Below are 24,437 nucleotides of genomic sequence, written 5' to 3' on the forward strand. Positions count from 1 at the left end.
ATCATTTCACATGAATACAATTATTGGCATAGCGCTTGCGATTTGTGTGTCCATCGTACAAACTGTTCATGATGTTGATTCGCAAAAGCAAGTAAATGCACCGACAAACGAAGTTACACAAAATACGGAACTGCAAAAATTAAAAAAAGACCCACTTTATCCGTTTATTGATAAGCAAAATCAGACAAAAGTGGAAAATGGCATTACGTATATTGAAAATGAAGATAATCTTTTAATTTTAGCGAATAAGAAATACTCGATGCAACCAACGTATGCACCAGCCGACTTAGTCGTGCCTGATGTCGCTTTCTCATTCGGAGATACTTCTATTGAAAAAGCGCATATGCGAAAAGAGGCAGCGGAAGGTCTTTCGAAAATGTTCCAAGGAGCAAAAGAGGCTGGGTACGATTTATATGCCGTATCGGGGTATCGTTCTTATAAACGCCAACAAGAAGTTTTCCAAGCCGAAGTAAATGCGAAAGGTGATGCTAAGGCGCGCGAGGCTGTGGCTTATCCGGGAACTAGCGAACATCAAACGGGGCTCGCGATGGATATTTCATCTAAAAGTGCGGATTTCAATTTAAGCGAAGGCTTTGGCGCCACACCAGAAGGCAAGTGGGCGAAAGAAAATGCGCATCAGTATGGATTTATTTTACGCTATCCAGCAGGCAAGGAAGCCATTACAGAATATCAATATGAGTCTTGGCATTTCCGTTATGTGGGTGTAGATGCGGCTAAAATTATTTACGAAAATAACTGGACGCTAGAAGAATTTTTTGACCACGTAGAAGCTTTGGATAAGGAAGTTCAGGCGGCTAGTGCGAAGTAGTTTTTTAGAATCATGATGTATCATGATTCTTTTTTTTGAACAAAACACTTGCTTTTATACCTATAGGGGGTATAATGGTAATTGTAAATCGAAAAAGGAGGGGCTCGCATGAATATGGATAAACCAATTGTTCCGCGCGATTCGGAGGAAACAAAGCAAATTTTAAATCGATTAAAGCGCGTGGAAGGACAGATTCGTGGAATTCAACAAATGGTGCAAGATGATCGGTATTGTACGGATATTCTCGTGCAAATTTCGGCGGCGAATTCGGCGCTAAAAAAAGTTGGACTAGAAGTGCTTGAGCATCACACGAAGCACTGCGTGATGGACGCTGCAAGTCAGGGCGACGGCGAAGCAGTTTTGGATGATTTGGTCCAAACAATACGCCAATTTTCCAAAACGTAAAAGGAGTGTTTTAAATGGAGGAGAAATACATTCGGCAAGATTTAAATATATTTGGTATGACGTGTGCGGCCTGCTCGACGCGCGTTGAAAAATCATTAAATAAAGCAGATGGCGTTAAGCAGGCGAACGTCAATTTGGTAACGGAAAGCGCGGCGGTTTACTATGACCCAGACGTGATTTCGCCAGATGGTTTGATTGGGGTTGTCAAGCACGCAGGATATGATGCGAAAGAAAAAATGTCCAAAGCCGAAAAAGACGAAATTTTAGCGAAGAATTTCCAAAAAGAAGTTTGGCGTTTTGTCATTTCGGCGATTCTTTCGCTTCCGCTCTTACTTACGATGATTTCACATATTCCCGGGCTTGCTACGACAAGCTTTGCCCACACTGTGATGAACGTCATTAACCCGACAGTTCAACTCGTTTTAGCCAGCATTGTGCAGTTTATTATTGGGTATCGTTTTTATGACGGAGCTTACAAAGCACTTCGGGGGAAAAGCGCGAATATGGATGTTCTCGTCGCACTTGGAACGAGCGCAGCTTATTTTTACAGCCTTGTCGAGTACATTTTGCAAATGACAGGACAAACAGATATGCCGCATTACTATTTTGAAACGAGTGCGATTCTGATTACGCTCATTTTGCTTGGGAAACTACTCGAAAGCTATGCGACTTCACGCACGACGGAATCCATCGCAGGGTTACTAAAACTTCAATCGAAAGAGGCGAACGTGCTTCGCGACGGAAAAGAATGGAAGGTACCGCTTGAAGAGCTCCGCCTAGAGGATATTTTAGTCATTCGTCCGGGCGAAAAAATACCCATAGATGGTATTATTGTATCTGGCGAAACGAGTATCGACGAGTCAATGATTTCCGGAGAACCAGTCCCCGTGAATAAAAAAGCAGGCGACGACGTCATCGGTGGTACGGTGAATTTTGATGGTGCCTTGCAAGTTCGCGTAACGAAACGAATGGAAGAAACCGTCTTGCAATCAATTATTCGATTAGTAGAAGAGGCTCAAGGCGTGAAAGCGCCCATCCAAAGAATTGCCGATAAAATTTCGGGTATTTTTGTCCCCGTAGTTTTAGGAATCGCCCTTGTCGTGTTTATTACTTGGCTTTTAGTTGGCGGCGAGTTGAGTCACGCGCTTGAAGTCGCTATCGCCGTGCTTGTCATCGCCTGTCCATGTGCGCTCGGCCTAGCGACTCCAACCGCCATTATGGCTGGAACTGGGAAAGGCGCTGAAAATGGTATTTTATTCAAAGGTGGCGAACATCTTGAACGCACGTCGAAAGTTGACACGATTATTTTCGATAAAACAGGTACGCTTACAGAAGGCAAGCTAAATGTGACGGATGTTTTTAGTACCGATGAACGCTTTCTAAAATATGCGCTCGCAATTGAGTCGCAAAGTGAACATCCAATTGCGATGGCGATAAATCGTAAGCTCGCTGAAGACGGTGTTCAAACGGACGGCGTTGAAATTGGTCGCGTTCGCGCAAAAGCAGGCCACGGCATGTCAAGTGTCATGGACGGTCAAAAAGTGGAGCTCGGTTCTTACCGGTATATTCAGGCGATAACGGAGCTTTCTGAGGATGCTCGCGAACAAGTTGAATCCTTTATGCAAGAGGTGAAAACGGTCGTATTAATGGCGATTGAAGGAACTTTTGCGGGTGCTTTCGCGTTATCTGATGTAGCTCGTCCAGAAGCGGTTCAGGCGATTCGAAGCTTGCAGGCGCAAGGAATTAAAACTTTTGTCTCCTCGGGTGACCAAACCGTTGTCGTTCAAAATATGGCTGACGCCTTACAACTTGATGGATTTTTTGCAGAACAACTCCCTGGGGATAAAAGTGAGTTAGTCGTTAAACTGCAAAATGAAGGTCATGTCGTAGCCTTTGTTGGCGATGGTATAAATGATGCCCCAGCTCTTGCCGCATCTGATGTAGGAATTAGCATCGGAACAGGTACCGACATAGCAATTGAAACTGGTGACGTAACGCTTGTTGGCCATCGTTTAACGCTCATTCCAGAAACCGTTGAGCTTAGCCGTGCTACGATGCGAAACATTCGACAAAACTTCTTTTGGGCGTTAGCCTATAATTGTGCCGGTATTCCAATTGCAGCCCTTGGGCTACTTGCCCCGTGGGTTGCAGGACTTGCCATGGCGTTTAGTTCCGTATCTGTTGTCAGTAACGCACTGCGACTAAAAAGATATAAATTTAAAAATTAGGAGGAGATTAGTATGGAAAAAGAAGTATTAGAAATTGAAGGAATGAGCTGCGATCATTGCAAAGCGCGCGTTGAAAAAGCGCTAGGAGAATTAGTTGGTGTTTCAGCAGCCACAGTTTCACTTGAAGAAGGAACTGCGACGGTTAGCTTTGATGCTAGCAAAGTAACCCAAACACAAATGGCGGAAGCTGTTGAAGAAGCAGGCTATGAAGTCGTTTAATCGCGAAGGAAATATAAAAAGCGCAATCTTTTTTGATTGCGCTCAGACTGATGACAAACAGCAATCTTCGTCGTTAAAGCCTCCGTTCCGCTCCTCACGTACTCAAGTACGCTCCGGTGCGGTACTCGGCTTTGCCTAGAATCTCACCATTTGTCATCAGTCTGATTGTGCGTGGTACGTTTTGTTTGGCTTAAAGTTTAGAGTTTTTCTACAAGCTGAGCGCAATCTTTTTTGATTGCGCTTTTTATATTGTAAGCTTATTACAATTATTTCAATGGAAAAGGATACCATAAACGGGGAAAAACTGTTAAAATAAAAAAGTTAGGATAGTAAATGAAAGTTGCTATACATAAAGAAAGTGGTGAAGGTTGATGGATCAAAACCAACAACAAGATGAGAATAACTCGAAAAAACAGAAGCCAGGACATGGCTATATTAAAATAAAGACATTTCCATTTATTATGCTTTTATTTGCCTTTGTGTTCGTGACAGCGCTTGTTACAACGATTGTGATGTCACTTGGGGAAGATAAACAAGTAAAAGTTTCCATTCCAGAACGTAAAGAGTTTACAAAATTATATGAAGCGTACGACGAGATTACGAAAAACTTCTACCAAGACACGAATTCAGCAGATTTAGTTGATGGAGCGATTACAGGGATGATAAATTCGCTAGATGATCCCTACTCAACTTTTATGACAGAAAAAGAGTCGGAGGATTTCAATGATTCGATTAGCTCAAGCTTTGAAGGAATCGGTGCTGAAATTCAAGAGCAGGACGGAAACATCATGGTCGTTTCACCGATTAAAAATTCTCCAGCTGAAAAAGCGGGCATTAAACCAAAAGATATTATTTTAAAAGTAGACGGGAAATCAGTCAAAGGTGATACTGCCACAGAAGCAACGAAAAAAATCCGCGGGGAAAAAGGCACGAAAGTAACACTTACTATTCAACGCCCTGGTGTTGATAAGCCTTTTGATGTGGTAATCACGCGTGCAGAAATTCCGATTGAAACGGTTTATAAAGAAATGGGCGACGATAAAATTGCGCACGTCACCATCAGTACTTTCTCTGAGAATACATCTGAAGAACTTTTAAAAGCATTGAAATCACTTGATAAAGACGGCATGAAAGGTCTTGTTATGGACCTGCGCGGAAACCCAGGCGGCTTGCTGGATCAAGCGGTAAGTATTGCTAGTATGTTCGTTCCAGATGGGAAAGTGGTTGTGCAAGAAGAGGACAAAGATGGCGAGAAAACAGCCATTACAGCAGACAGTTCAGCAAATGATGGCTATAAAGTAAAAGTGCCAACAACGATATTGATTGATAATGGTAGCGCAAGCGCATCGGAAATTTTAGCAGCAGCAGCGAGTGAATCAGGGGATATTCAAATCGTTGGTACGAAGTCCTTTGGAAAAGGCACGGTCCAAACAGCTAAAACTATCGAGGACGGGTCAACGATTAAACTAACCATTGCGAAGTGGCTCACACCAAACGGCACATGGATTCATAAAAAAGGAATTACGCCTGATAAGGTCATCAGCATGCCAGCTTATGCGACAGCAACAGTTCCACCTAGCAGCGAGAAATATACAATCAATGATTTTGGCGACAATGTTAAGACCATTGAAGAACTCCTAAAAGCCCTTGGCTACAATGTTGGCGATGTTGATGGGCTTTACACAACCGAAACCGCCTATGCAGTGGAACGCTTCCAACGTGATAATGATTTGGAACAAACAGGCATTATGACTGGGAAAACGACGGACAAGTTAGTGGAGTTGATTCAAAAACAACTGAAGGAAAACGATCCGCAATTAAATGCCGCAAAAGCGATGACCAAATAAGAGATACACACAGGAGGATATTGAAGTGGATAACTATTTAGAAATTGAAGCAGCCGTCAAAAGAGTATTCAGCAGTTTTCGCCATGATATTGAATCTGTTTTAGACAAAAAAATGAGCAGCGGTGAATACCGCGTCTTGAGATTGATTAGTAGTGGTGTTAATAAAACGAGTGATTTAGCTAGAAAACTGGACGTTTCGGCGAGTCACATTACATCACTCACGGACGCGCTAGTCGCTCGTTCGCTTATTACGCGCAATCGTTTAACAGAAGATAGACGCATCATTTTGCTTTCACTCACTGACGAAGCGGAGAAAATTGTTAAGGAAGTCAGCAAACGAAAACGCGAATTAATTGTAAAACGCTTCGCTGTCTTTTCAGATGCCGAACAAGAAGAATTTAAACGGCTATTAAAAAAGTTAGCGGACTCAATTGATTGAACCTCACGTATGTGAGGTTCTTTTTTATACAAAAACCTTGCCTTTTTAAAATGTCTCGATTATACTAAAATAAAAGTTGGTCAAAGGAAACAATTTTAGTTTTAGTTCAAAAAGAGTCTTTTAGGAAAGAGGAGGATTTTATGGATATTACAAATATCACGGTTCGATACGAAGATAAAGTTGTGTTGGACGATATTAGTGTTGCGATAAAGCTTGGAAAATTAACGGGAATTATTGGGCCTAACGGGGCTGGGAAATCGACGTTACTAAAAGCGATGATGGGGCTCGTGAAGCGTGAAGCAGGAGAGGTGATGATTTCGGATGTGGCGCTTATAAAAGTGAAACAAAAAATTGCTTATGTTCCGCAACGTAGTGAAATCGATTTAACTTTTCCTATAACTGTCCAAGAAACGGTTCTGCTTGGAACCTATCCAAGTTTGCGGTTGATGCAAAAGCCCGGAAAGAAAGAAAAAGAGCGGGCGCATCAGGCGCTTAAACAAGTTGGAATGGAAAGCTATGCAAAGAAACAAATTGGTCAATTATCTGGCGGACAATTGCAACGCGTTTTTATTGCACGAGCGCTAGCACAAAATGCGGAAATTTTTTTGCTAGATGAACCTTTTGCGGGAATTGATGCGACGAGTGAAAGATTTATTATGGGACTGCTGAAAAAACTGCGCGACTCTGGCAAAACAATTGTCGTTGTTCACCATGATTTTCATAAAGTAGCAGAATATTTCGATGAGATTATTTTACTAAATAAAAAATTAATTACAGCTGGACCTGTTGAGGCTCATTTTACAGACGAGATGATTAAACGAGCTTATGAGGTTCAAATGGTGAGGGGCGGATAAAATGGAATTTGTTCAAGGATTATTTGAATACCAATTTCTACAAAAAGCATTGCTTACGTCTGTTGCGGTAGGAATTGTGTGCGGCGTCATTGGTAGTTTTATCATTTTGCGTGGTATGTCGCTGATGGGGGATGCAATTAGTCATGCGGTGTTACCAGGCGTTGCGATTTCGTATATGGCAGGCATTAATTTTTTCTTTGGGGCGGTGCTATTCGGTATTTTGGCGGCGTTCGGGATTGGATTTGTGAACCAGAAAAGTACGATTAAAAGCGATACGGCGATTGGAATCGTATTTAGTGCTTTTTTTGCACTAGGCATTATTTTAATTACGCTTGCGAAAAGCAGCACGGATTTGTATCACATTTTGTTTGGGAATGTACTCGCTGTACGTTCATCAGACATGTGGCTGACGATTGGAATTGCGGCCATTGTCGTCACATTAATTGGCCTTTTTTACAAAGAATTGTTTATCAGTTCTTTTGATCCGGTTGTGGCCGAAACATATGGCTATAACACGCGCTTCTTGCACTATTTTCTTATGTTGATGCTCACGCTCGTGACGGTTGCGGCGCTGCAAACAGTGGGGATTATTCTCGTCGTTGCACTGCTCATTACGCCAGCTGCTACAGCGTATTTAATCACCCACCGGCTGAAGACGATGATTTTTCTGGCTGCTTCATTCGGTGCAGTGAGTTCTGTGATTGGGCTGTTTTTAAGCTATCGCTATAACTTGGCTTCCGGCGCAACCATTGTACTCACGGCAACGCTTTTATTTATCATCATTTTTATAAGCAAAAATCTTATTTTAGTTAAAAAGAAAGGGGTTTTAGGATGAAACGTGTTATTTTATTTGCGAGTTTCCTCGCTTTGGTCGTGCTTGGTGCGTGCGGTGCGGCTAGCGATAAAGAAAAATCAACTGACAAATTGCAAGTTGTCGCCACGTATTCGATTTTAGCAGATATGGTGAAAAATGTTGGCGGAGATAAAATTGATTTATATAACATTGTGCAGGCAGGCGTAGATCCGCATGAATACGATTTATTACCGGAGGACATTCAGAAAGCAACGGATGCGGATGTTATTTTTTACAACGGTTTAAATCTTGAAACGGGCAATGGCTGGTTTACGAAGATGCTTGAAACGACCGGGAAATCGCAAGACGATGCGACAGTTTTGAGTGAAGGTGTAAAACCGAAATATTTGACGGAAAAGGGGAAGGAGAGTGAAACGGATCCGCACGCTTGGTTAGATGTATCAAACGGGATTATTTATGTGAAAAACATTGAGAAGGCACTTTCCAAAAAAGATCCTGATAATAAAGCGTATTACGAAAAACGGGCTAAGGACTATATTGCCAAATTGGAGAAACTAGATGCGGAAGGCCTTGCTGCTTTCGGTGATTTGAATGAGAATCAGAAGACTCTTGTAACAAGTGAGGGAGCGTTTAAATATTTTGCTGAAAGATACGGACTTTCTGCGGCTTACATTTGGGAGATTAATACTGAAAGTCAAGGAACTCCGGAACAGATGCGCCAAATTATTAAGACCATTCGTACGCGCAATGTGAAAAGCTTATTTGTTGAAACGAGCGTGGATCCGCGAAGCATGGAAAGTGTTTCCAAAGAAACGGACGTCCCTATTGTTGCCAAACTGTTTACTGATTCAACAGCGAAAAACGGGACAGCGGGTGACTCGTATTTGGAAATGATGCAACTCAATTTTGAGCGGATACACGGCGGACTCGCGAAGTAGCGTTTACTTTTAGCCAGTTCTTTGCTATAATTTTATCTTGTGACAAGGCGTATCCTTGTGGGTTGGGAGAGGGACAATTTCATAGAGGGAAGAAAAATGAAAAAAGTTTTTGAACAAATGTTTCAGCTAAAGAAGGAAGGTACGACAATTCGCACTGAACTTTTAGCTGGCATGATTGGCTTTTTCACCGTTGTGTACATCATTGTTGTCAACAGTTCGATTTTGAGTGAGGCAGGAATGAGTTACGAGGGCGTTGTCATCGCAACGATTTTCATTTCCGTAGTAGGCTGTTTTCTAATGGGCTTTTGGGCAAACTTACCGCTTATTTTAATGCCCGGTATGGGGATTAATGCGCTGTTTGCATACAGCCTAGTAAACACGATGGGGCTTTCATTCGAGCAAGCGCTCGCTGTCGTTGTCGTGAGCGGTATCATTTTTATGGTGCTTGCTTTTACCCCTTTGGCTCGAAAATTAAATGAAGCCATTCCACTTGTCTTGAAGCAAGCTATAACAGTTGGATTAGGGTTCTTCTTGATTTTACTTGGCTTAGAGAAAGGCGGAATTGTAACGCGTGGCAGTCATTCGATTTTAGCGCTTGGTAAATTAGATGACCCCGCCGTTTTAGCGACCATACTCACGCTACTTGTAACGATGATTCTCGTCATTCGCAAAGTGCCAGGCGGCTTTTTAGTCAGCCTACTCATCGGAACGATCATTGGCTATTTCTTCGGCATAAACGGAAAAGTGAGCGGAAGCGCGCTTAGCCTAGCACCGTTTAAAGACGTGTTCTTGCAACTCGATTTTTCCGGCATAACGGAAGTGGCCTTCTGGTCTGGCGTATTTTCTCTAACGATGGTTGTCGTGTTTGAAACGGTCGGTTTGACATACGGTCAAGTGCGGCAATTAAAACATGAGGAACGCTTACCACGAGTGCTTCAAGCGAGTTCTGTGACCGTGTTTTTATCCGGGATTTTCGGAACAAGTCCAACGGTTTCCGCACTTGAAAGCGGCTCGATGATTGCAAGCAACGCCAAAACAGGCCTTGCAAGTGTTACAACGGGTGTTTTGTTCTTATGTTCGCTCTTTTTAATGCCATTCCTTTCAGTTATTCCAAACAGCGCGGTTGCGCCGATTCTAATCATCATCGGGATGTCGATGGTACAGGAATTAAAAGAAATGGATTTAAAAAATCCTGCGAATAGTTTTTCAAGCCTACTCATTATTGTCATTATCCCTTTCGCCTACAGTATCGCGGACGGAATTGCCGCAGGCTTTATCGCGTACCCCATTTTACATTTATTTGTAAAAAAAGAGGAAAAGATCTCGCCTGTGATGTATGTGATTGCGGCTTTATTTTTAGCGCAATATATTTTACAATGGATATAATGACTCGGAAAAGCTGCCCAGTCGATGGGTGGTTTTTCTTTTTGGAAAAGAGGAGAATAGATGTACTATTATTATCTCATCACGGTCGCCGTTTTAATTGTCGACCAATTTACAAAATGGCTAGTGGTACAAAATATGGAAATCGGGGAACAAATTACGGTGATTCCGAATTTCCTTTACTGGCTAAGTTACCGAAATAACGGAGCTGCTTGGAGCATTTTAGAAGGAAAAATGTGGCTCTTCTATATTATTACTGTCATCGTTGTCGGCATTATTGTTTATATTATGCAAAAGTATGCGAAAGGTCACACATTATTTTCTGTTAGCTTGGCGCTCATTTTAGGCGGAGCTTTAGGGAATTTCATTGACCGATTATTGCATCAGGAAGTCGTGGATTTCATTGCCACCGTGTGGGGAAGCTATCATTTTCCGATTTTTAATATTGCGGATGCCTCGCTATCAATTGGGGTAGTGCTCATGCTTATTTACGTCTTCTTAGATGATCGCAAAACGAAAGGAACGAATTCATGAAGCTTGAAATTACTGAAGAAATGAAAGGCGCCCGCCTAGATAAGGCACTTAGTGAACTGACCGATTTAAGCCGTTCACTTGTTCAATCGATGCTAAAGTCGGGTGATGTTCTTGTAAATAACGAAAGCGTCAAAGCGAACTATAAAGTGCAAACGGGCGACGTTATCACCTACCAAATTCGGGAGGTCACAGAACTTGTTGCGGAAGCAGAGGATATCCCACTCGATATTTATTACGAAGATCAAGATGTTTTGGTCGTGAATAAACCGCAAGGCATGGTCGTTCACCCGGCAGCGGGCCACATGTCCGGTACGCTTGTGAACGCGCTACTTTATCATTGTAAGGATTTGTCGGGAATAAATGGGGTCGTCCGTCCTGGCATTGTTCACCGTATCGATAAAGATACATCGGGGCTTCTAATGGTAGCGAAAAACGACGCGGCACACGAGTCGCTCTCAGAACAGCTGAAGAACAAGACGAGCGACCGGATTTATTTGGCTCTCGTCCATGGTGATATTAAGCACCAAAAGGGCACGATTGAAGCGCCGATTGGACGAGCAAAAGAAGATCGCAAAAAGATGGCGATTGTTGCAGATGGCAAGGAAGCGCGCACGCATTTTGAAGTCGTCGAACGATTTGGTGCCTACACGCTTATAAAATGCCAACTAGATACTGGCCGGACGCATCAAATCCGCGTTCATTTGAAATACATCGGGCACCCCCTTGCCGGCGACCCGAAATATGGACCAAAAAACACGTTAAAAGGCAACGGCCAATTCTTGCACGCAAGTGAGTTAGGATTTGAACATCCAAAAACGGGCGAGCGCCTGCATTTTAAAGCTCCATTACCAGACGTTTTTCACGAAACCCTCGCAACATTACGCGAATCAAATTGAATATTTTTGGAAAAGAGTGCTTTCGTGGTGCTCTTTTTTGTTCGAGAGTTTTGTGTTATATTGGGGGAAAAGTGCACAGCGATAAAAGGGACGGCAGATTTTAAGATAAAATGGTGTTAAAGTAGGGAGCCGATTAAGAGTGACTGGAATCAAGCATGCGCAATTGCATAATGAAAAGAGGCCATAATATGAATCAAAAAAATGTAGCTTTTTTAAAAATTTCATTAAGCATTTTCTTTGTTTTAATGGGCTGTTCAAATACAGCTGAATCTCTGAAGGGAGAGGAGAAGAAAAATGAAGAAAATGTTGTGAAATTTTATCCATCTATTGATAAGGCTACTGCAAATAATACCTTCTCGGTTGCTCTTGATAAAGATAGTTTGGGTGAGCAATTATTATCTTTAAAAGACGACAATCATCAAATCATATTTTTCAAATCTTCTTATGAAAATAAAGATACGATAACAGTGTATAAATACCAATTAAAATTAGACTCAGGACAAGAACAGTATTCAAATCCAACAAATGCAACACAAATTGTCTGGCAGGCGCAGCTGGATTCACAGAAAAAATCAAAACTATCAGATGTAGAAATGATTCAACTAGCCATTAAAATGAACAATCCAAAACAAACTTTTAATTTAAGTCCAGAAACTACGAAGTTACAATGGGGAATTTCTAAAGCAATAAATACACCAAAATTAAAAATAGACGGGCAAACCGCAACAAAAGTTATTCCAATTACTTTAGATGGTGACAATGTGTACTTCTGGTATTTTGAAAACCTTACAAGTGCGAATGCTCCTGATAGTATGGAGGTTACATTTTAAGCGAAAAGGAGTATCTTCCTTCTCCTTTCCAAATACACAAAAACAACAATTTAATTGCAAAATAAAAACCATTCTTTTCATCACCCAAAGAATGGTTTTTATATTTGTTTTGATACAACGCATCTTTTTTGGTTTTCGTTTTGCGTGTGGATAAGTCGAGTGTGTGGAAAGGACTGCGTTTTATTTCTGGGTTTAGGCGACCTTCGCGCACGAGCTTTTCACGCTGTTTTTTTGCTTTAGATTTAGCCATAAATGCCACTCCTTTACTTTATTCTTTCATCATTATAACATGAATTTATTTTTTTAGGTAAAAAGCATTGACACATATTCTTTTTTCCTGTAAGCTGAAGGAAGTTAAAGAGCACCTTTAAAGGTAGTCCAGAGAGGCTAAAAAGGTAAACGTTTTGTACGGGAAAAGTGTATTTCCCTATACGCATGATACGTATACCCTTCGCCGCTTTGGTGAAGGGTTTTTATATGTAAAGGAGGACATTATGGCTGAAAAAGTAGTCGTCATGGATCAAGCAGCAGTAGGGCGTGCCCTTACTCGTGTCAGCTATGAAATTATTGAGCGCAACAAAGGCGCAAAAAACTTAGCGCTCGTCGGGATTAAAACGCGTGGCATTTTCCTTGCTAAACGAATTGCAGCGCGCATTCAGGAAATCGAAGGCGTGGCAGTGCCTGTCGGGGAAGTCGATATCGCGCTTTACCGCGACGATTTAAGTTTTAAAAACGCAGAAACGCGGGAACCATCTGTAAACGGCTCGGAAATCCCATTTTCCTTAGAAGGGAAAAAGATTGTCTTAGTGGACGATGTGCTATACACGGGGCGAACGGTGCGTGCAGCGATGGATGCGCTAATGGACGTTGGTCGTCCGGAGCAAATTGAGCTTGCGGTGCTCGCTGATCGTGGCCACAGAGAACTACCAATTCGCGCCGATTTTGTCGGGAAAAATGTGCCGACCTCAAAAGAAGAACGTATTGAAGTGCATCTTTCTGAAGTAGATACGGACGAAGATGCCATCATGATACTCAAATAAAACACTTTTTAAATGCAGTCCAGAGAGGCTAGCAAAGAGTGGAGTCGTAGAGCCAAACTCTACCTTTCTAACTCTTTGCCTAGCGCAGGGAGTTTTTTAATTAAAGGAGAGAAAAAAATGTCAGAACAAATCGAAGCAAAGCCAGTACTTGATATACACGAAAAACCTACTTGGAATAAATGGATTGTTTTAAGTATTCAGCATCTATTTACGATGTTTGGCTCAACCATTTTTGTACCAAGTGTGACAGGAATGAATCCCGGCGTCGCCCTTGTATCGAGTGGGCTCGGGACACTCGCGTATTTAGCAATTACACGCGGCAAGATTCCCGCTTACTTAGGTTCCTCATTCGCATTCATTCAGCCACTCACGATGTTTATGTTGGCAGATTCGCCGGGCTCGGTTATGGTCGGAACGTTTTCCGTCGGGGTCGTGTATGCGATTATTTCTTTAATTGTTTACTATGCAGGTGTTGAATGGATTCAAAAAGTCTTGCCGCCACTTGTAGTTGGACCAGTAATTATGGTTATCGGGCTTAGCCTTGCACCAAATGCTGCTGCTATGGCGATGGGAACAAGTAGTGGTGGCGATTATAGCTTCCAGTCAGTTGCTGTTGCGCTGATTACGTTAATGGCCGCAGTGATTGCAATGATTGCTTTCAAAGGATTTTTCGGACTGATTCCGATTTTATTCGGCTTCTTCGTTGGCTACCTTGTAAGCATTCCATTTGGTCTCGTTGATTTCTCACTTGTCAAACAAGCTAGTTTGTTCCAAATTCCAGATTTCACAATTCCATTTATTGATGCTGACCCGGTTGTAACGGCAACGGTCATCATTAGTATGGCGCCACTTGCATTCGTCACGATGGCTGAGCATATGGGGCACCAACTCGTTTTAAACAAAATTACGAACCGAAATTTCTTTAAAGATCCAGGGCTACATCGCTCGCTTATTGCGGACGGAACGGCTTCTGTTATTGCGTCGCTTATCGGTGGGCCTCCTGTTACGACATACGGGGAAAACATTGGTGTGCTTGCGATTACACGGGTTTATAGCGTCTTCGTCATTGGCGGGGCGGCTGTGTTCGCTGTATTATTCGGCTTTATTGGCTACATCAACGCTATCATCACATCTGTACCGCAAGCTGTTCTAGGCGGGATTTCGTTCCTGTTATTCGGTGTTATTGCTTCAAGTGGGCTTAGAATGATGATTGACAACCAAATCGATTTAAATATTAACCGCAACTTAATTATTACTTCTGTCGTGCTCGTTATCGGCATCGGTGGCTTCTTCGTAGAAATCAATTCCGTGAAAATTACTGGAATGGCGATGGCAGCTGTCGTTGGGATTATTTTAAACTTAGTCATTCCCGAGAAGAAACACGCGTAAATGTAAGACCTCTTTTGGAAAAATCTAAAAGAGGTCTTTATATAGAAAAAATGGAAGGTGGCGTTATAAAATGAAACATCTTTTGACGATGGACGAACTAAGTAATGAAGAAATTGAAGGGCTTTTAAACCAAGCGGCTTTTTTTAAAAAAGAAGAAAAAACGAAATTCGAAAAAGAAGTCTACGCTGTCAATTTGTTTTTTGAACCGAGTACACGAACACATACAAGCTTTGAGATGGCTGAGAAAAAACTCGGCATGAACGTGTTAAGTTTTGAGCCTGGTGCCTCTAGCGTAACAAAAGGTGAGACGCTTTATGATACGGCTTTAACCATGCAAGCACTCGGGACGGACATCGCAATTATTCGCCACCCAGCTGAAAACTTCTTCGATGAATTACGCACGCTTGATATGGCCATTATAAACGGCGGTGACGGTTGCGGCGAGCATCCTAGCCAGTGCCTGCTCGATTTATTCACCATTCGCGAACAATTTGGGTACTTCACCGGTTTGAAAGTCGGCATTGTCGGCGATATTTCCCACAGTCGCGTGGCGAATTCGAATATGAAAGTGCTCAAACGACTTGGTGCTGACATTTATTTTGCCGGCCCAGATGAATGGTTCAACAATGAGCTAAGCGCGTTTGGACAGCATATGACGATGGATACGCTCGTTGAAACGGTAGATGTTGTCATGCTGCTGCGCGTTCAACACGAGCGCCACGACGGCGAGGCGATTTTCCATAAAGAAACGTACCATCAAACATTTGGTTTGACGGAAGCGCGCGCAAATAAAATGGGTGAACAAGCGATTATCATGCACCCAAGCCCAGTTAATCGCGATGTGGAAATTGCAGATTCTTTAGTAGAGTCGGCCAAGTCGCGCATTATTGAACAGATGACAAACGGCGTTTATATGCGCATGGCAATTTTGGAAGCAGTTTTAAAAGAAAAAGAAGTGAGGGTGAAAACATGTACATTTTAAAAAACGGACAAATTTTAAACGAAAACGGGGAATTAACGAAGCAAGATATTTTAATAAGCGGCGACAAAATTGTGAAGATTGCTGAAAACATCACGGAAGAAACGGCGACAGTTATTGACGTCAAAGGGAAATTTGTTTCACCGGGGCTAATTGATGTCCATGTGCATCTGCGCGAACCAGGCGGGGAGCATAAGGAGACCATTGAAACCGGGACGAAAGCGGCAGCGAAAGGCGGCTACACGACGGTTTGCTCAATGCCAAATACGAAGCCAGTTCCAGATACGCCAGAAAAAATGGCTGCACTCGTCGAACGAATTCAGGAAACAGCGCGCGTTCGCGTTTTACCATATGGCTCGATTACGAAAGAACTTGGCACGGACGAGCTCGTTGATTTTTCGGGCTTAAAAAGCGCAGGAGCTTTTGCGTTTACCGATGACGGGGTTGGCGTTCAAACGGCTGGTACAATGTACGAAGCGATGAAGCGCGCGGCGAAGCTCGATATGGCGGTTGTCGCTCACTGCGAAGATAACTCGCTTGTCTACGGGGGAGTTGTCCATGACGGGAAGTTCGCGAAGGAATCGGGGTTAAAAGGGATTCCAAATATTGCGGAGTCCGTTCAAATTGCGCGTGACGTTTTGCTCGCCGAAAGAGCAGGGTGCCACTATCATGTCTGCCATATTTCAACTAAAGAATCGGTGCGTGTTGTGCGCGACGCAAAACGCGCTGGCATTCATGTGACGGCAGAAGTTTCACCGCATCACCTGCTACTAAATGAGGAGGACATTCCAGGCGATATTGGCAATTGGAAAATGAATCCGCCACTTAGAAGTCGTGAGGATCAAAACGCGCTTTTAGAAGGGTTGCTTGACGGGACGATTGACTTTATCGCAACAGACCACGCCCCGCATGCGGAAAGCGAAAAAAACGTGTCAATGGAGAAAGCCGCATTTGGCATTGTCGGACTTGAGACGGCGTTTCCGCTTCTGTACACGCATTTTGTGAAAAACGGGGACTGGACGCTCGCACAGCTTACGCGTTATATGGCGGAGAAACCAGCAGAGGTATTTAAGCTTTCGTACGGACATCTTGGTATCGGAGATGTTGCCGATATTGCGGTTATCGATTTAGACAAAGAAGAGGAAATTAATCCGGAGACGTTTTTATCGAAAGGAAGAAATACACCGTTTGGCGGCGTGAAATGTTTCGGATGGCCAGTTTTAACAATCGCACGTGGCGAAATCGTCTACACTTGGGGGGATAAATGATGAAAAGAATGTTAATGCTTGAAGATGGAACTTATTTTATCGGCGATAAGATTGGCTCGGACAAGGAAACAATTGGTGAGGTCGTGTTTAACACGGGCATGACGGGCTACCAGGAAACGATTACCGATCCTTCTTACTACGGCCAGATGATTACCTTCACGTACCCGCTTGTTGGGAATTATGGCATCAATCGCGATGATTTCGAATCGATTCAACCTGTGGTTAAAGGGGTGATTGTCCGTGAAGCGGCTGATTTTGCTTCCAACTGGCGCGAACAAATGACGCTTGATGCATTTTTGAAGGAAAAAGACATTCCGGGTATTGCGGGAATTGATACGCGTAAACTCACCAAAATGATTCGCAGCGTTGGAACATTAAAAGGCATTTTAGCCCCAGCTGATGCCGATAAAGAAAGCTTACTGCATCACTTGCGTTCTGTTAGGCTGCCCTCTGACCAAGTGAGTGAGGTGTCGTCTTCGAAGCCATTTGCGAGTCCGGGCGAGGGGAAACGCGTGGTGCTTGTCGATTACGGGGTGAAAGGTTCGATTTTAAAGGAATTAAATAAGCGCAATTGTCACGTGACAGTTGTGCCTTACGATACGACGGCTGCTGAAATTTTAAACATGCATCCTGACGGCGTGATGCTCTCAAATGGCCCTGGAGATCCAAAAGATGTGCCGGAAGCGAAGGATATGATTTTAGGCTTGCAAGGCAAGGTGCCGCTTTTCGGAATCTGCCTAGGGCACCAATTGTTCGCACTCGCAAATGGCGCGGATACATTTAAAATGAAGTTCGGTCACCGCGGTGCCAATCACCCAGTGAAGGAGCTTGCTACGGGACGCGTCGATTTTACGGCACAAAACCATGGCTACTCGGTGGACGCAGATTCCCTTTTGAAAACCGATCTAGCCGTGACGCATGTTGAATTAAATGATGGCACAATTGAAGGTTTAAAACACCGCGATTATCCTGCTTACACCGTGCAATATCACCCAGAAGCGAACCCAGGACCAAGCGATGTTAATTACTTGTTTGACCAATTTATAGAAATGATGGATTTAGACCGGGAAGGACGGATGGATTATGCCTAAACGCGAGGATATTAAGACGATTTTAGTAATCGGTTCTGGCCCAATTGTAATCGGCCAAGCCGCAGAATTTGATTACGCAGGCACACAAGCTTGCTTGAGTTTAAAAGAGGAAGGTTATCGTGTCGTCTTAGTGAACTCAAATCCAGCGACGATTATGACAGATGCTGAAATGGCAGACAAAGTATATATTGAACCAATCACACTCGACTTTGTGTCGCGCATCATTCGCAAAGAGCGTCCCGAAGCGATTTTACCAACACTTGGGGGGCAAACGGGTCTAAATATGGCAATGGAACTTGCTGGCGCCGGCATTTTAGATGAGATGAACGTGGAAGTACTCGGAACCGATTTAACGGCCATCAAAAAAGCGGAAGACCGCGAGGCGTTTCGTGACCTTATGAATGAACTAGGACAGCCTGTACCAGAAAGCGAAATCATTCATGATTTAGAAGAAGCAAAAACTTTCGTAGCCCAAATTGGTTACCCCGTTATTGTTCGACCAGCTTATACGCTTGGCGGTTCAGGCGGCGGGATTTGTCATGATGACGCGGAACTTGCAGAAATCGTCCAAAGTGGCTTAAAGCTAAGCCCAGTGACGCAGTGCCTACTCGAAAAAAGCATCGCTGGTTTCAAAGAAGTCGAATACGAAGTCATGCGCGATGCAAATGATAACGCGATGGTCGTCTGTAACATGGAAAATATGGACCCAGTCGGCATACATACAGGGGATTCCATCGTTGTTGCGCCAAGTCAGACGCTTTCAGACCGCGAATACCAACTGCTGCGAGACGTTTCGCTGAAAATCATTCGCGCCCTCGAAATTGAAGGCGGCTGTAATGTTCAGCTTGCACTCGACCCAGATAGCTACCAATATTACGTCATCGAAGTGAATCCGCGTGTTAGTCGCTCATCAGCACTCGCGTCAAAAGCAACCGGCTATCCAATTGCAAAATTAGCCGCAAAAATTGCAGTCGGTCTCACACTAGACGAGATTAAAAATCCCGTAACCGGCACGACTTTCGCACATTTTGAACCAGCCCTCGATTACGTTGTCGCAAAAATCCCGCGTTTCCCGTTTGATAAATTTGAAAATGGCGACAGACGACTCGGCACACAAATGAAAGCAACCGGCGAAGTCATGGCCATTGGTCGCACATGGGAAGAAGCGCTCCTAAAAGCCGCACGCTCCCTCGAAATCGGTGCTAGTCACGTGTATTTAGAAGAAGCAGAACAGGCAACAGCCGAGAAGCTCGAACAAAAAATTCGCTTCCCAGAGGACGACAGACTGTTTTTCTTGGCCGCTGCTCTTAGACGAGGGGAAACAATCGAGTCCCTTCACGAAAAAACAAAAATCGATCTTTTCTTCCTGTATAAATTAGAAAAAATCATTTCGCTTGAAACTAAATTAAAAGAGCAAAAAGGAGACCTCGAGGCGCTTTATGAGGCGAAACGAATGGGCTTCTCCGACGCGTTTATTGCGGAGTTATGGGGAACAAGTGAGGCCGCGCTTTACGATTTGCGCAAACAAGAAAATCTGCTGCCAGTCTATAAAATGGTGGACACATGTGCCGCCGAATTCGCCTCTACGACACCGTATTTTTACAGCAGTTATGAAGAGGAAAACGAATCGATTCGCAGTGAGAAAGAAAAAGTCATCGTGCTCGGCTCCGGCCCGATTCGAATCGGCCAAGGTGTGGAATTCGACTACGCGACGGTGCATTCTGTTTGGGCCATTCAACAAGCTGGCTATGAAGCGATTATCATCAACAATAATCCTGAAACAGTTTCCACTGACTTTTCGATTTCCGACAAGCTGTATTTTGAACCGCTAACGCTAGAAGATGTTATGCACGTCATTGAAATCGAACAGCCACTAGGCGTTGTCGTGCAATTTGGTGGGCAGACAGCAATTAATTTGGCGGAAGGGCTAGCAGAACGCGGTGTTAAAATTTTAGGAACCAGCTTAGAAGACATCGACCGCGCCGAAAATCGCGACAAGTTTGAAAAGGCGCTTGAAATTTTGCAAATCCCGCAACCAGCCGGCAAAACGGCCACATCTGTGGACGGCGCGCTTGAAGTCGCAAAATCAATCGGCTATCCCGTTTTAGTTCGCCCGTCATACGTGCTAGGTGGACGTGCGATGGAAATCGTCGAATCGGAAGAGGCATTAATCTATTATATGAACAACGCAGTGAAGGTGAATCCGAAACATCCAGTGCTCGTCGATCGCTACGTGCAAGGTCAGGAAGTAGAAGTCGATGCCATTAGCGACGGGAAAGATGTGCTTATTCCGGGAATTATGGAGCATATCGAACGTGCAGGTGTACACTCGGGCGATTCTATCGCAGTCTATCCGGCCCAAAGTTTAAACCAAAAAGTGAAGCAACAAATTACGGATTATACGACGAAACTTGCGACAGGACTTGGCATTATTGGCATGTTGAACATTCAATATGTAGTGAGCGGCGAAGAAGTTTTCGTCATTGAAGTGAATCCGCGTTCGAGTCGGACGGCGCCGTTTTTAAGTAAGATTACGGACATTCCGATGGCAAATGTGGCAACGAAGGTCATTTTAGGGAAAAGCTTGAAGGAGCTTGGCTTTATGCCAGGACTTGCGCGCGAGAAGAAGGAAATTTTTGTAAAAGTACCCGTGTTCTCCTTCGCGAAATTGCGCAGCGTAGATACGTCACTTGGCCCAGAAATGAAATCAACGGGCGAAGTTATGGGGAAAGATGTGACGCTTGAAAAGGCGCTATATAAAGGTTTTGTAGCAAGTGGAACAAAAATGCATGACTACGGGACGGTGCTTCTAACAATTGCTGACCGCGATAAAAAAGAAGCCACTGCGCTAGCGGAACGTTTCAACACGATTGGCTTTACAATTATGGCAACTGCTGGAACAACGAAAGTGCTGGAAGAAGCTGGCATTCAAGTTTCCGAAGTGAAGAAAATTGGTGAAAATCATGAAACGCTTTTGGATTACATTCGGAACGGACAAATTACCCTTGTGGTGAATACGCTGACGAGTGGGAAAAGACCAGAACGTGACGGTTTCCAAATTCGCCGCGAATCGGTTGAAAATGGCATACCGGTTTGTACGTCACTTGATACGGCGGAAGCAATTTTACGCGTACTCGAATCACGCTCATTTGAACTAGAAGCGATTCAGTCCGTTTAAACAGACGGGAGGAGAAACATGGAAGCGAAAAAGATGGCAGTCATTAGGCAAACTGAAATTGCCGACCGCGTTTTTGAACTGGTTTTAGGCGGAGAAGACGTTTTAAATATGCAACCGGGGCAATTTTTGATGATTAAACCGAACAGGCAAGACTTGCTTTTAAGGCGACCAATTAGTATTGCGGCGTACGATAAAGAGCGCAGCGAATGCACGTTAATTTACCGTGTTGAAGGGGACGGAACGCGGCAAATGGCACAGTTAGAAGCCGGGGACTCTGCTGACGTTTTAGGGCCACTTGGAAATGGGTTTTCAGTCAAGGAAGATTTAGCGGGCAAGCAGGTGCTGCTCGTTGGCGGGGGCATTGGCGTGCCTCCTTTATACCAGCTAGGAAAAGAACTACACGCGCTAGGCGCAGCGGTAACGTTTGTGAACGGTTTTTCGGCAAAAAAGGATATTTTTTACGAGGCGGAAATGGCCAAGTTCGGCGAGGTCCATATTAGTACGGTCGACGGAACATACGGAACACAAGGTTTTGTGACGGATATTACGAACCAGTTCGACTGGTCGCCTGATGCGGTTTTTAGTTGCGGTCCACGCGCGATGCTTCAGGCCGTTCAAACGAGCTTTCAAGAGGCCGAGGTTTACCTTTCGCTTGAAGAACGCATGGCTTGCGGGATTGGCGCTTGCTATGCTTGTGTCTGCAAAGGAAATGAAGCCGGAAAGCAATTTAAAGTCTGCCAAGATGGCCCCGTTTTTAACGCAAATGAGGTGAAATTATGAATCGCTTAGAAGTGAATATTCCCGGTTTAAACTTGAAAAATCCGATTATGCCAGCTTCTGGTTGTTTCGGTTTTGGACGCGAGTACGCGAATTTGTTTGATTTAAACAAACTCGGTGCGATTATGGTTAAGGCTTGTACGCCAGAGCCGCGTCTTGGCAATCCTACGCCGCGAATCGCGGAAACGCCTAGTGGCATGCTAAACGCCATCGGCTTGCAAAATCCCGGTTTAGATGCGGTGATGAACGAAGAACTGCCTTTCCTCGAACAATTTGATACGCCGATTATTGCCAACGTGGCGGGAGCAACAGAAGAAGATTATGTCACAGTTTGTGCGAAAATCGGTGATGCAAAAGCCGTCAAAGCGATTGAGCTGAACATTTCTTGTCCGAACGTCAAACACGGCGGCATTGCTTTTGGAACAGATCCAGAAGTGGCGCACAGATTGACGAAGGCGGTCAAAGAAGTGGCAACGGTGCCTGTTTATGTGAAACTTTCGCCAAATGTGACAGATATTAAGGCGATTGCCCAAGCGACTTCTGAAGCTGGCGCGGACGGCTTGACGATGATTAATACGCTGCTTGGCATGCGGCTTGATTTAAAAACGCGCAAGCCGATTATCGCAAATGGCACTGGTGGCTTGTCAGGCCCGGCGATTAAGCCAGTGGCAATTCGAATGATTCATGAAGTTCGCACAATCACACAACTCCCCATCATTGGGATGGGCGGCGTTCAAACGGTGGATGATGTGTTGGAATTTTTAATCGCTGGCGCGGACGCGGTCGCAGTCGGTACACTCAATTTTACGGATCCACATATTTGTCCAAAGCTGATTGATGCACTTCCTGCTCGCATGGACGAGCTTGGTATAAGCACGCTAGAAGACTTGAGGAAAGAAGGGGCAGGTAGATGACAAAACCAATTATTGCGCTAGATTTTAGTACAGCAGAACAAGTCGCAGGATTTTTGGGAAAAATAGCAGAAGAGAAATTAGCGCTAAAAGTAGGAATGGAGTTGTTCTATGCGACTGGCCCAGCCTTTGTCGAATCGCTTAAAGCGGAAGGGCACGAAGTTTTCCTTGATTTAAAGCTGCATGATATCCCAAACACGGTGGAACGCGCCATGGCGGTCATTGCGCGGCTTGGTGTCGACATGGTGAACGTCCATGCTGCCGGCGGAAAACGCATGATGGAAGCCGCGCTTTCAGGACTTGTAAAAGGCAGCCAAGGTGGCAAACGCCCGAAACTGATTGCCGTGACGCAGCTTACGAGTACGAGTGAAGCAGACATGCAGCGTGACCAACAAATTCAGACGACGCTTTTAGAGTCTGTCTTAAATTACAGTTCGCTCGCCTACGAGTCAGGCCTTGACGGTGTGGTCTGCTCCGCGTTTGAAGCGCATGACATCAAAAAAATAACGCACCCAGACTTCTTATGTGTCACGCCCGGAATCCGCCTAGCAAACGCCGCATCTGATGACCAAAAGCGCATCGTCACACCAAGTGCGGCACGAGAGATGCAAGCGAGTGCCATTGTGGTTGGTCGTCCAATTACACAAGCAGAAAATCCACAAAAAGCATATGCGAAAATTGTAGAGGAGTGGGGAAAATGATGGAAAAAAACACGGCAGAAGCACTATTAAAAATAAAGGCTGTCTTTTTGCAGCCAAGTGACCCGTTTACATGGGCATCAGGTATGAAGTCACCGATTTATTGTGATAATCGTCTAACACTAGGATTTCCAAAAGTGCGCAAAATGATTGCGATGCACTTAGCTGAAAAAATTAAAGCTGAATTTCCAGACTGTGAAGTTGTTGCAGGAACGGCAACAGCAGGTATTCCACATGCTGCATGGGTAAGCGATTTACTCAACTTGCCGATGGTATATGTTCGCGGTGAAGCAAAAAAACATGGTAAAGGCAACCAAATTGAAGGACCAATCGAGCCCGGTCAAAAAGTTGTCGTCATCGAAGACCTTATTTCAACTGGTGGAAGTTCGCTAAAAGCAGTAGAGGCCCTTGAATCAGCCGGTTGCACTGTGCTCGGCATCGCCGCAATCTTTACATATGGCTTACCTGTTAGTGAAAAACGATTGCGCGAAGCACATATTAAACTCGTCACACTGACCAATTACGAAACACTAATTGATGTCGCAATTGAAGAAGGCTACGTCACAGAAAATGAGCGTCAAATTCTACAAGAATGGAATAAAAATCCAGAAGCATTTGGGAAATAAATAAGCATGGATCCAGTAAAAGCCATTTTTAAAATAGCTTTTACTGGATTCATGCTTATTTTTTATTTATGTCCTAAATCTTATACGATTGACAGGATTTTTGCTTCAATTTTCTTTTTTGCTTAAAAACAAAAATCTTAGGAGGGAATATTTTTATAAGCAAAAACTATCACAAAACATATGAAATCCATAAATATAGATATATAATAAAAAATTATTGCCTTTGAAAAATTGTCACAAAAAAAGAATGAAACTGGGAAATTT

The 24,437-nt window shown here is 43.9% G+C and carries 24 protein-coding genes; 23 read left to right on the top strand and 1 reads right to left on the bottom strand.

Annotated features, from left to right (window positions below):
• Positions 1-10: 10 nt before the first annotated feature.
• From CFS04_RS00365 to CFS04_RS00425, 13 genes are all read left to right on the top strand, one after another.
• On the top strand, positions 11-829 hold the full coding sequence (locus CFS04_RS00365; protein WP_088808619.1) for a D-alanyl-D-alanine carboxypeptidase family protein: 819 nt from the start codon (positions 11-13) through the stop codon (positions 827-829).
• 108 nt (positions 830-937) lie between these two features.
• Positions 938-1,234, top strand: coding sequence for a metal-sensing transcriptional repressor (locus CFS04_RS00370; RefSeq protein ID WP_088808620.1), 297 nt, complete (start codon positions 938-940; stop codon positions 1,232-1,234).
• 14 nt (positions 1,235-1,248) lie between these two features.
• Positions 1,249-3,462: a cation-translocating P-type ATPase gene (locus CFS04_RS00375; RefSeq protein ID WP_088808621.1), complete on the top strand. Its 2,214-nt coding sequence runs from the start codon at positions 1,249-1,251 to the stop codon at positions 3,460-3,462.
• A gap of 12 nt (positions 3,463-3,474) precedes the next feature.
• Positions 3,475-3,681 (top strand): copper ion binding protein, encoded by a 207-nt coding sequence (locus tag CFS04_RS00380; RefSeq protein ID WP_088808622.1) that lies wholly within the window; start codon positions 3,475-3,477, stop codon positions 3,679-3,681.
• A 371-nt stretch (positions 3,682-4,052) separates the two neighbouring features.
• Positions 4,053-5,528: a S41 family peptidase gene (locus CFS04_RS00385; protein WP_088808623.1), complete on the top strand. Its 1,476-nt coding sequence runs from the start codon at positions 4,053-4,055 to the stop codon at positions 5,526-5,528.
• A gap of 25 nt (positions 5,529-5,553) precedes the next feature.
• Positions 5,554-5,967 carry a MarR family winged helix-turn-helix transcriptional regulator gene (locus CFS04_RS00390; RefSeq protein ID WP_088808624.1) on the top strand — a complete coding sequence of 138 codons (414 nt, stop codon included), beginning with the start codon at positions 5,554-5,556 and terminating at the stop codon, positions 5,965-5,967.
• A 140-nt stretch (positions 5,968-6,107) separates the two neighbouring features.
• Positions 6,108-6,821: a metal ABC transporter ATP-binding protein gene (locus CFS04_RS00395; RefSeq protein WP_088808625.1), complete on the top strand. Its 714-nt coding sequence runs from the start codon at positions 6,108-6,110 to the stop codon at positions 6,819-6,821.
• A 1-nt stretch (position 6,822) separates the two neighbouring features.
• Positions 6,823-7,656, top strand: coding sequence for a metal ABC transporter permease (locus CFS04_RS00400; RefSeq protein ID WP_088808626.1), 834 nt, complete (start codon positions 6,823-6,825; stop codon positions 7,654-7,656).
• On the top strand, positions 7,653-8,573 hold the full coding sequence (locus tag CFS04_RS00405) for a metal ABC transporter substrate-binding protein (RefSeq protein ID WP_088808627.1): 921 nt from the start codon (positions 7,653-7,655) through the stop codon (positions 8,571-8,573). Before CFS04_RS00400 ends, CFS04_RS00405 begins: the two co-directional genes overlap by 4 nt.
• 96 nt (positions 8,574-8,669) lie before the next feature.
• Positions 8,670-9,959, top strand: a complete 1,290-nt coding sequence (locus tag CFS04_RS00410) for an NCS2 family permease (protein ID WP_088808628.1) — start codon at positions 8,670-8,672, stop codon at positions 9,957-9,959.
• A 60-nt stretch (positions 9,960-10,019) separates the two neighbouring features.
• Positions 10,020-10,490 carry a signal peptidase II gene (lspA, locus tag CFS04_RS00415; protein WP_088808629.1) on the top strand — a complete coding sequence of 157 codons (471 nt, stop codon included), beginning with the start codon at positions 10,020-10,022 and terminating at the stop codon, positions 10,488-10,490.
• Positions 10,487-11,386 (top strand): RluA family pseudouridine synthase, encoded by a 900-nt coding sequence (locus CFS04_RS00420; protein WP_088808630.1) that lies wholly within the window; start codon positions 10,487-10,489, stop codon positions 11,384-11,386. Before lspA ends, CFS04_RS00420 begins: the two co-directional genes overlap by 4 nt.
• Positions 11,387-11,574: 188 nt before the next feature.
• Positions 11,575-12,216 carry a hypothetical protein gene (locus CFS04_RS00425; protein WP_088808631.1) on the top strand — a complete coding sequence of 214 codons (642 nt, stop codon included), beginning with the start codon at positions 11,575-11,577 and terminating at the stop codon, positions 12,214-12,216.
• Here CFS04_RS00425 and CFS04_RS00430 read toward each other — a convergent pair.
• Positions 12,206-12,466, bottom strand: a complete 261-nt coding sequence (locus tag CFS04_RS00430) for a hypothetical protein (protein ID WP_088808632.1) — start codon at positions 12,464-12,466, stop codon at positions 12,206-12,208. The two genes, CFS04_RS00425 and CFS04_RS00430, sit on opposite strands and share 11 nt — an antisense overlap.
• A 244-nt stretch (positions 12,467-12,710) precedes the next feature.
• Here CFS04_RS00430 and pyrR point away from each other — a divergent pair, with 244 nt between their 5' ends.
• The 10 genes from pyrR (at position 12,711) to pyrE (ending at position 24,173) form a co-directional block, all read left to right on the top strand.
• Positions 12,711-13,256, top strand: coding sequence for a bifunctional pyr operon transcriptional regulator/uracil phosphoribosyltransferase PyrR (pyrR, locus tag CFS04_RS00435; RefSeq protein ID WP_088808633.1), 546 nt, complete (start codon positions 12,711-12,713; stop codon positions 13,254-13,256).
• A 117-nt stretch (positions 13,257-13,373) separates the two neighbouring features.
• A complete protein-coding gene (locus CFS04_RS00440; protein WP_088808634.1) occupies positions 13,374-14,645 on the top strand; it encodes a solute carrier family 23 protein in 1,272 nt (423 codons plus the stop codon).
• Positions 14,646-14,715: 70 nt separating this feature from the next.
• Positions 14,716-15,627, top strand: coding sequence for an aspartate carbamoyltransferase catalytic subunit (locus CFS04_RS00445; protein WP_088808635.1), 912 nt, complete (start codon positions 14,716-14,718; stop codon positions 15,625-15,627).
• Positions 15,615-16,892: a dihydroorotase gene (locus CFS04_RS00450; protein ID WP_088808636.1), complete on the top strand. Its 1,278-nt coding sequence runs from the start codon at positions 15,615-15,617 to the stop codon at positions 16,890-16,892. The genes CFS04_RS00445 and CFS04_RS00450 overlap by 13 nt, the downstream gene beginning before the upstream one ends.
• A complete protein-coding gene (locus CFS04_RS00455) occupies positions 16,889-17,983 on the top strand; it encodes a carbamoyl phosphate synthase small subunit (protein ID WP_088808637.1) in 1,095 nt (364 codons plus the stop codon). The genes CFS04_RS00450 and CFS04_RS00455 overlap by 4 nt, the downstream gene beginning before the upstream one ends.
• Complete coding sequence (carB, locus tag CFS04_RS00460) at positions 17,976-21,161, top strand: carbamoyl-phosphate synthase large subunit (RefSeq protein ID WP_088808638.1); 3,186 nt, start codon at positions 17,976-17,978, stop codon at positions 21,159-21,161. Before CFS04_RS00455 ends, carB begins: the two co-directional genes overlap by 8 nt.
• A gap of 18 nt (positions 21,162-21,179) precedes the next feature.
• Positions 21,180-21,941, top strand: a complete 762-nt coding sequence (locus tag CFS04_RS00465) for a dihydroorotate dehydrogenase electron transfer subunit (RefSeq protein ID WP_088808639.1) — start codon at positions 21,180-21,182, stop codon at positions 21,939-21,941.
• The gene (locus CFS04_RS00470; RefSeq protein ID WP_088808640.1) at positions 21,938-22,852 is read left to right on the top strand and encodes a dihydroorotate dehydrogenase; all 915 of its coding nucleotides are present in this window, start codon (positions 21,938-21,940) and stop codon (positions 22,850-22,852) included. Before CFS04_RS00465 ends, CFS04_RS00470 begins: the two co-directional genes overlap by 4 nt.
• A complete protein-coding gene (gene pyrF / locus CFS04_RS00475; protein ID WP_088808641.1) occupies positions 22,849-23,550 on the top strand; it encodes an orotidine-5'-phosphate decarboxylase in 702 nt (233 codons plus the stop codon). Before CFS04_RS00470 ends, pyrF begins: the two co-directional genes overlap by 4 nt.
• Positions 23,547-24,173, top strand: coding sequence for an orotate phosphoribosyltransferase (pyrE, locus tag CFS04_RS00480; protein ID WP_088808642.1), 627 nt, complete (start codon positions 23,547-23,549; stop codon positions 24,171-24,173). The genes pyrF and pyrE overlap by 4 nt, the downstream gene beginning before the upstream one ends.
• Positions 24,174-24,437: the final 264 nt, after the last annotated feature.

This window comes from Listeria sp. ILCC796, assembly GCF_900186175.1.
Lineage (GTDB): Bacteria > Bacillota > Bacilli > Lactobacillales > Listeriaceae > Listeria > Listeria goaensis.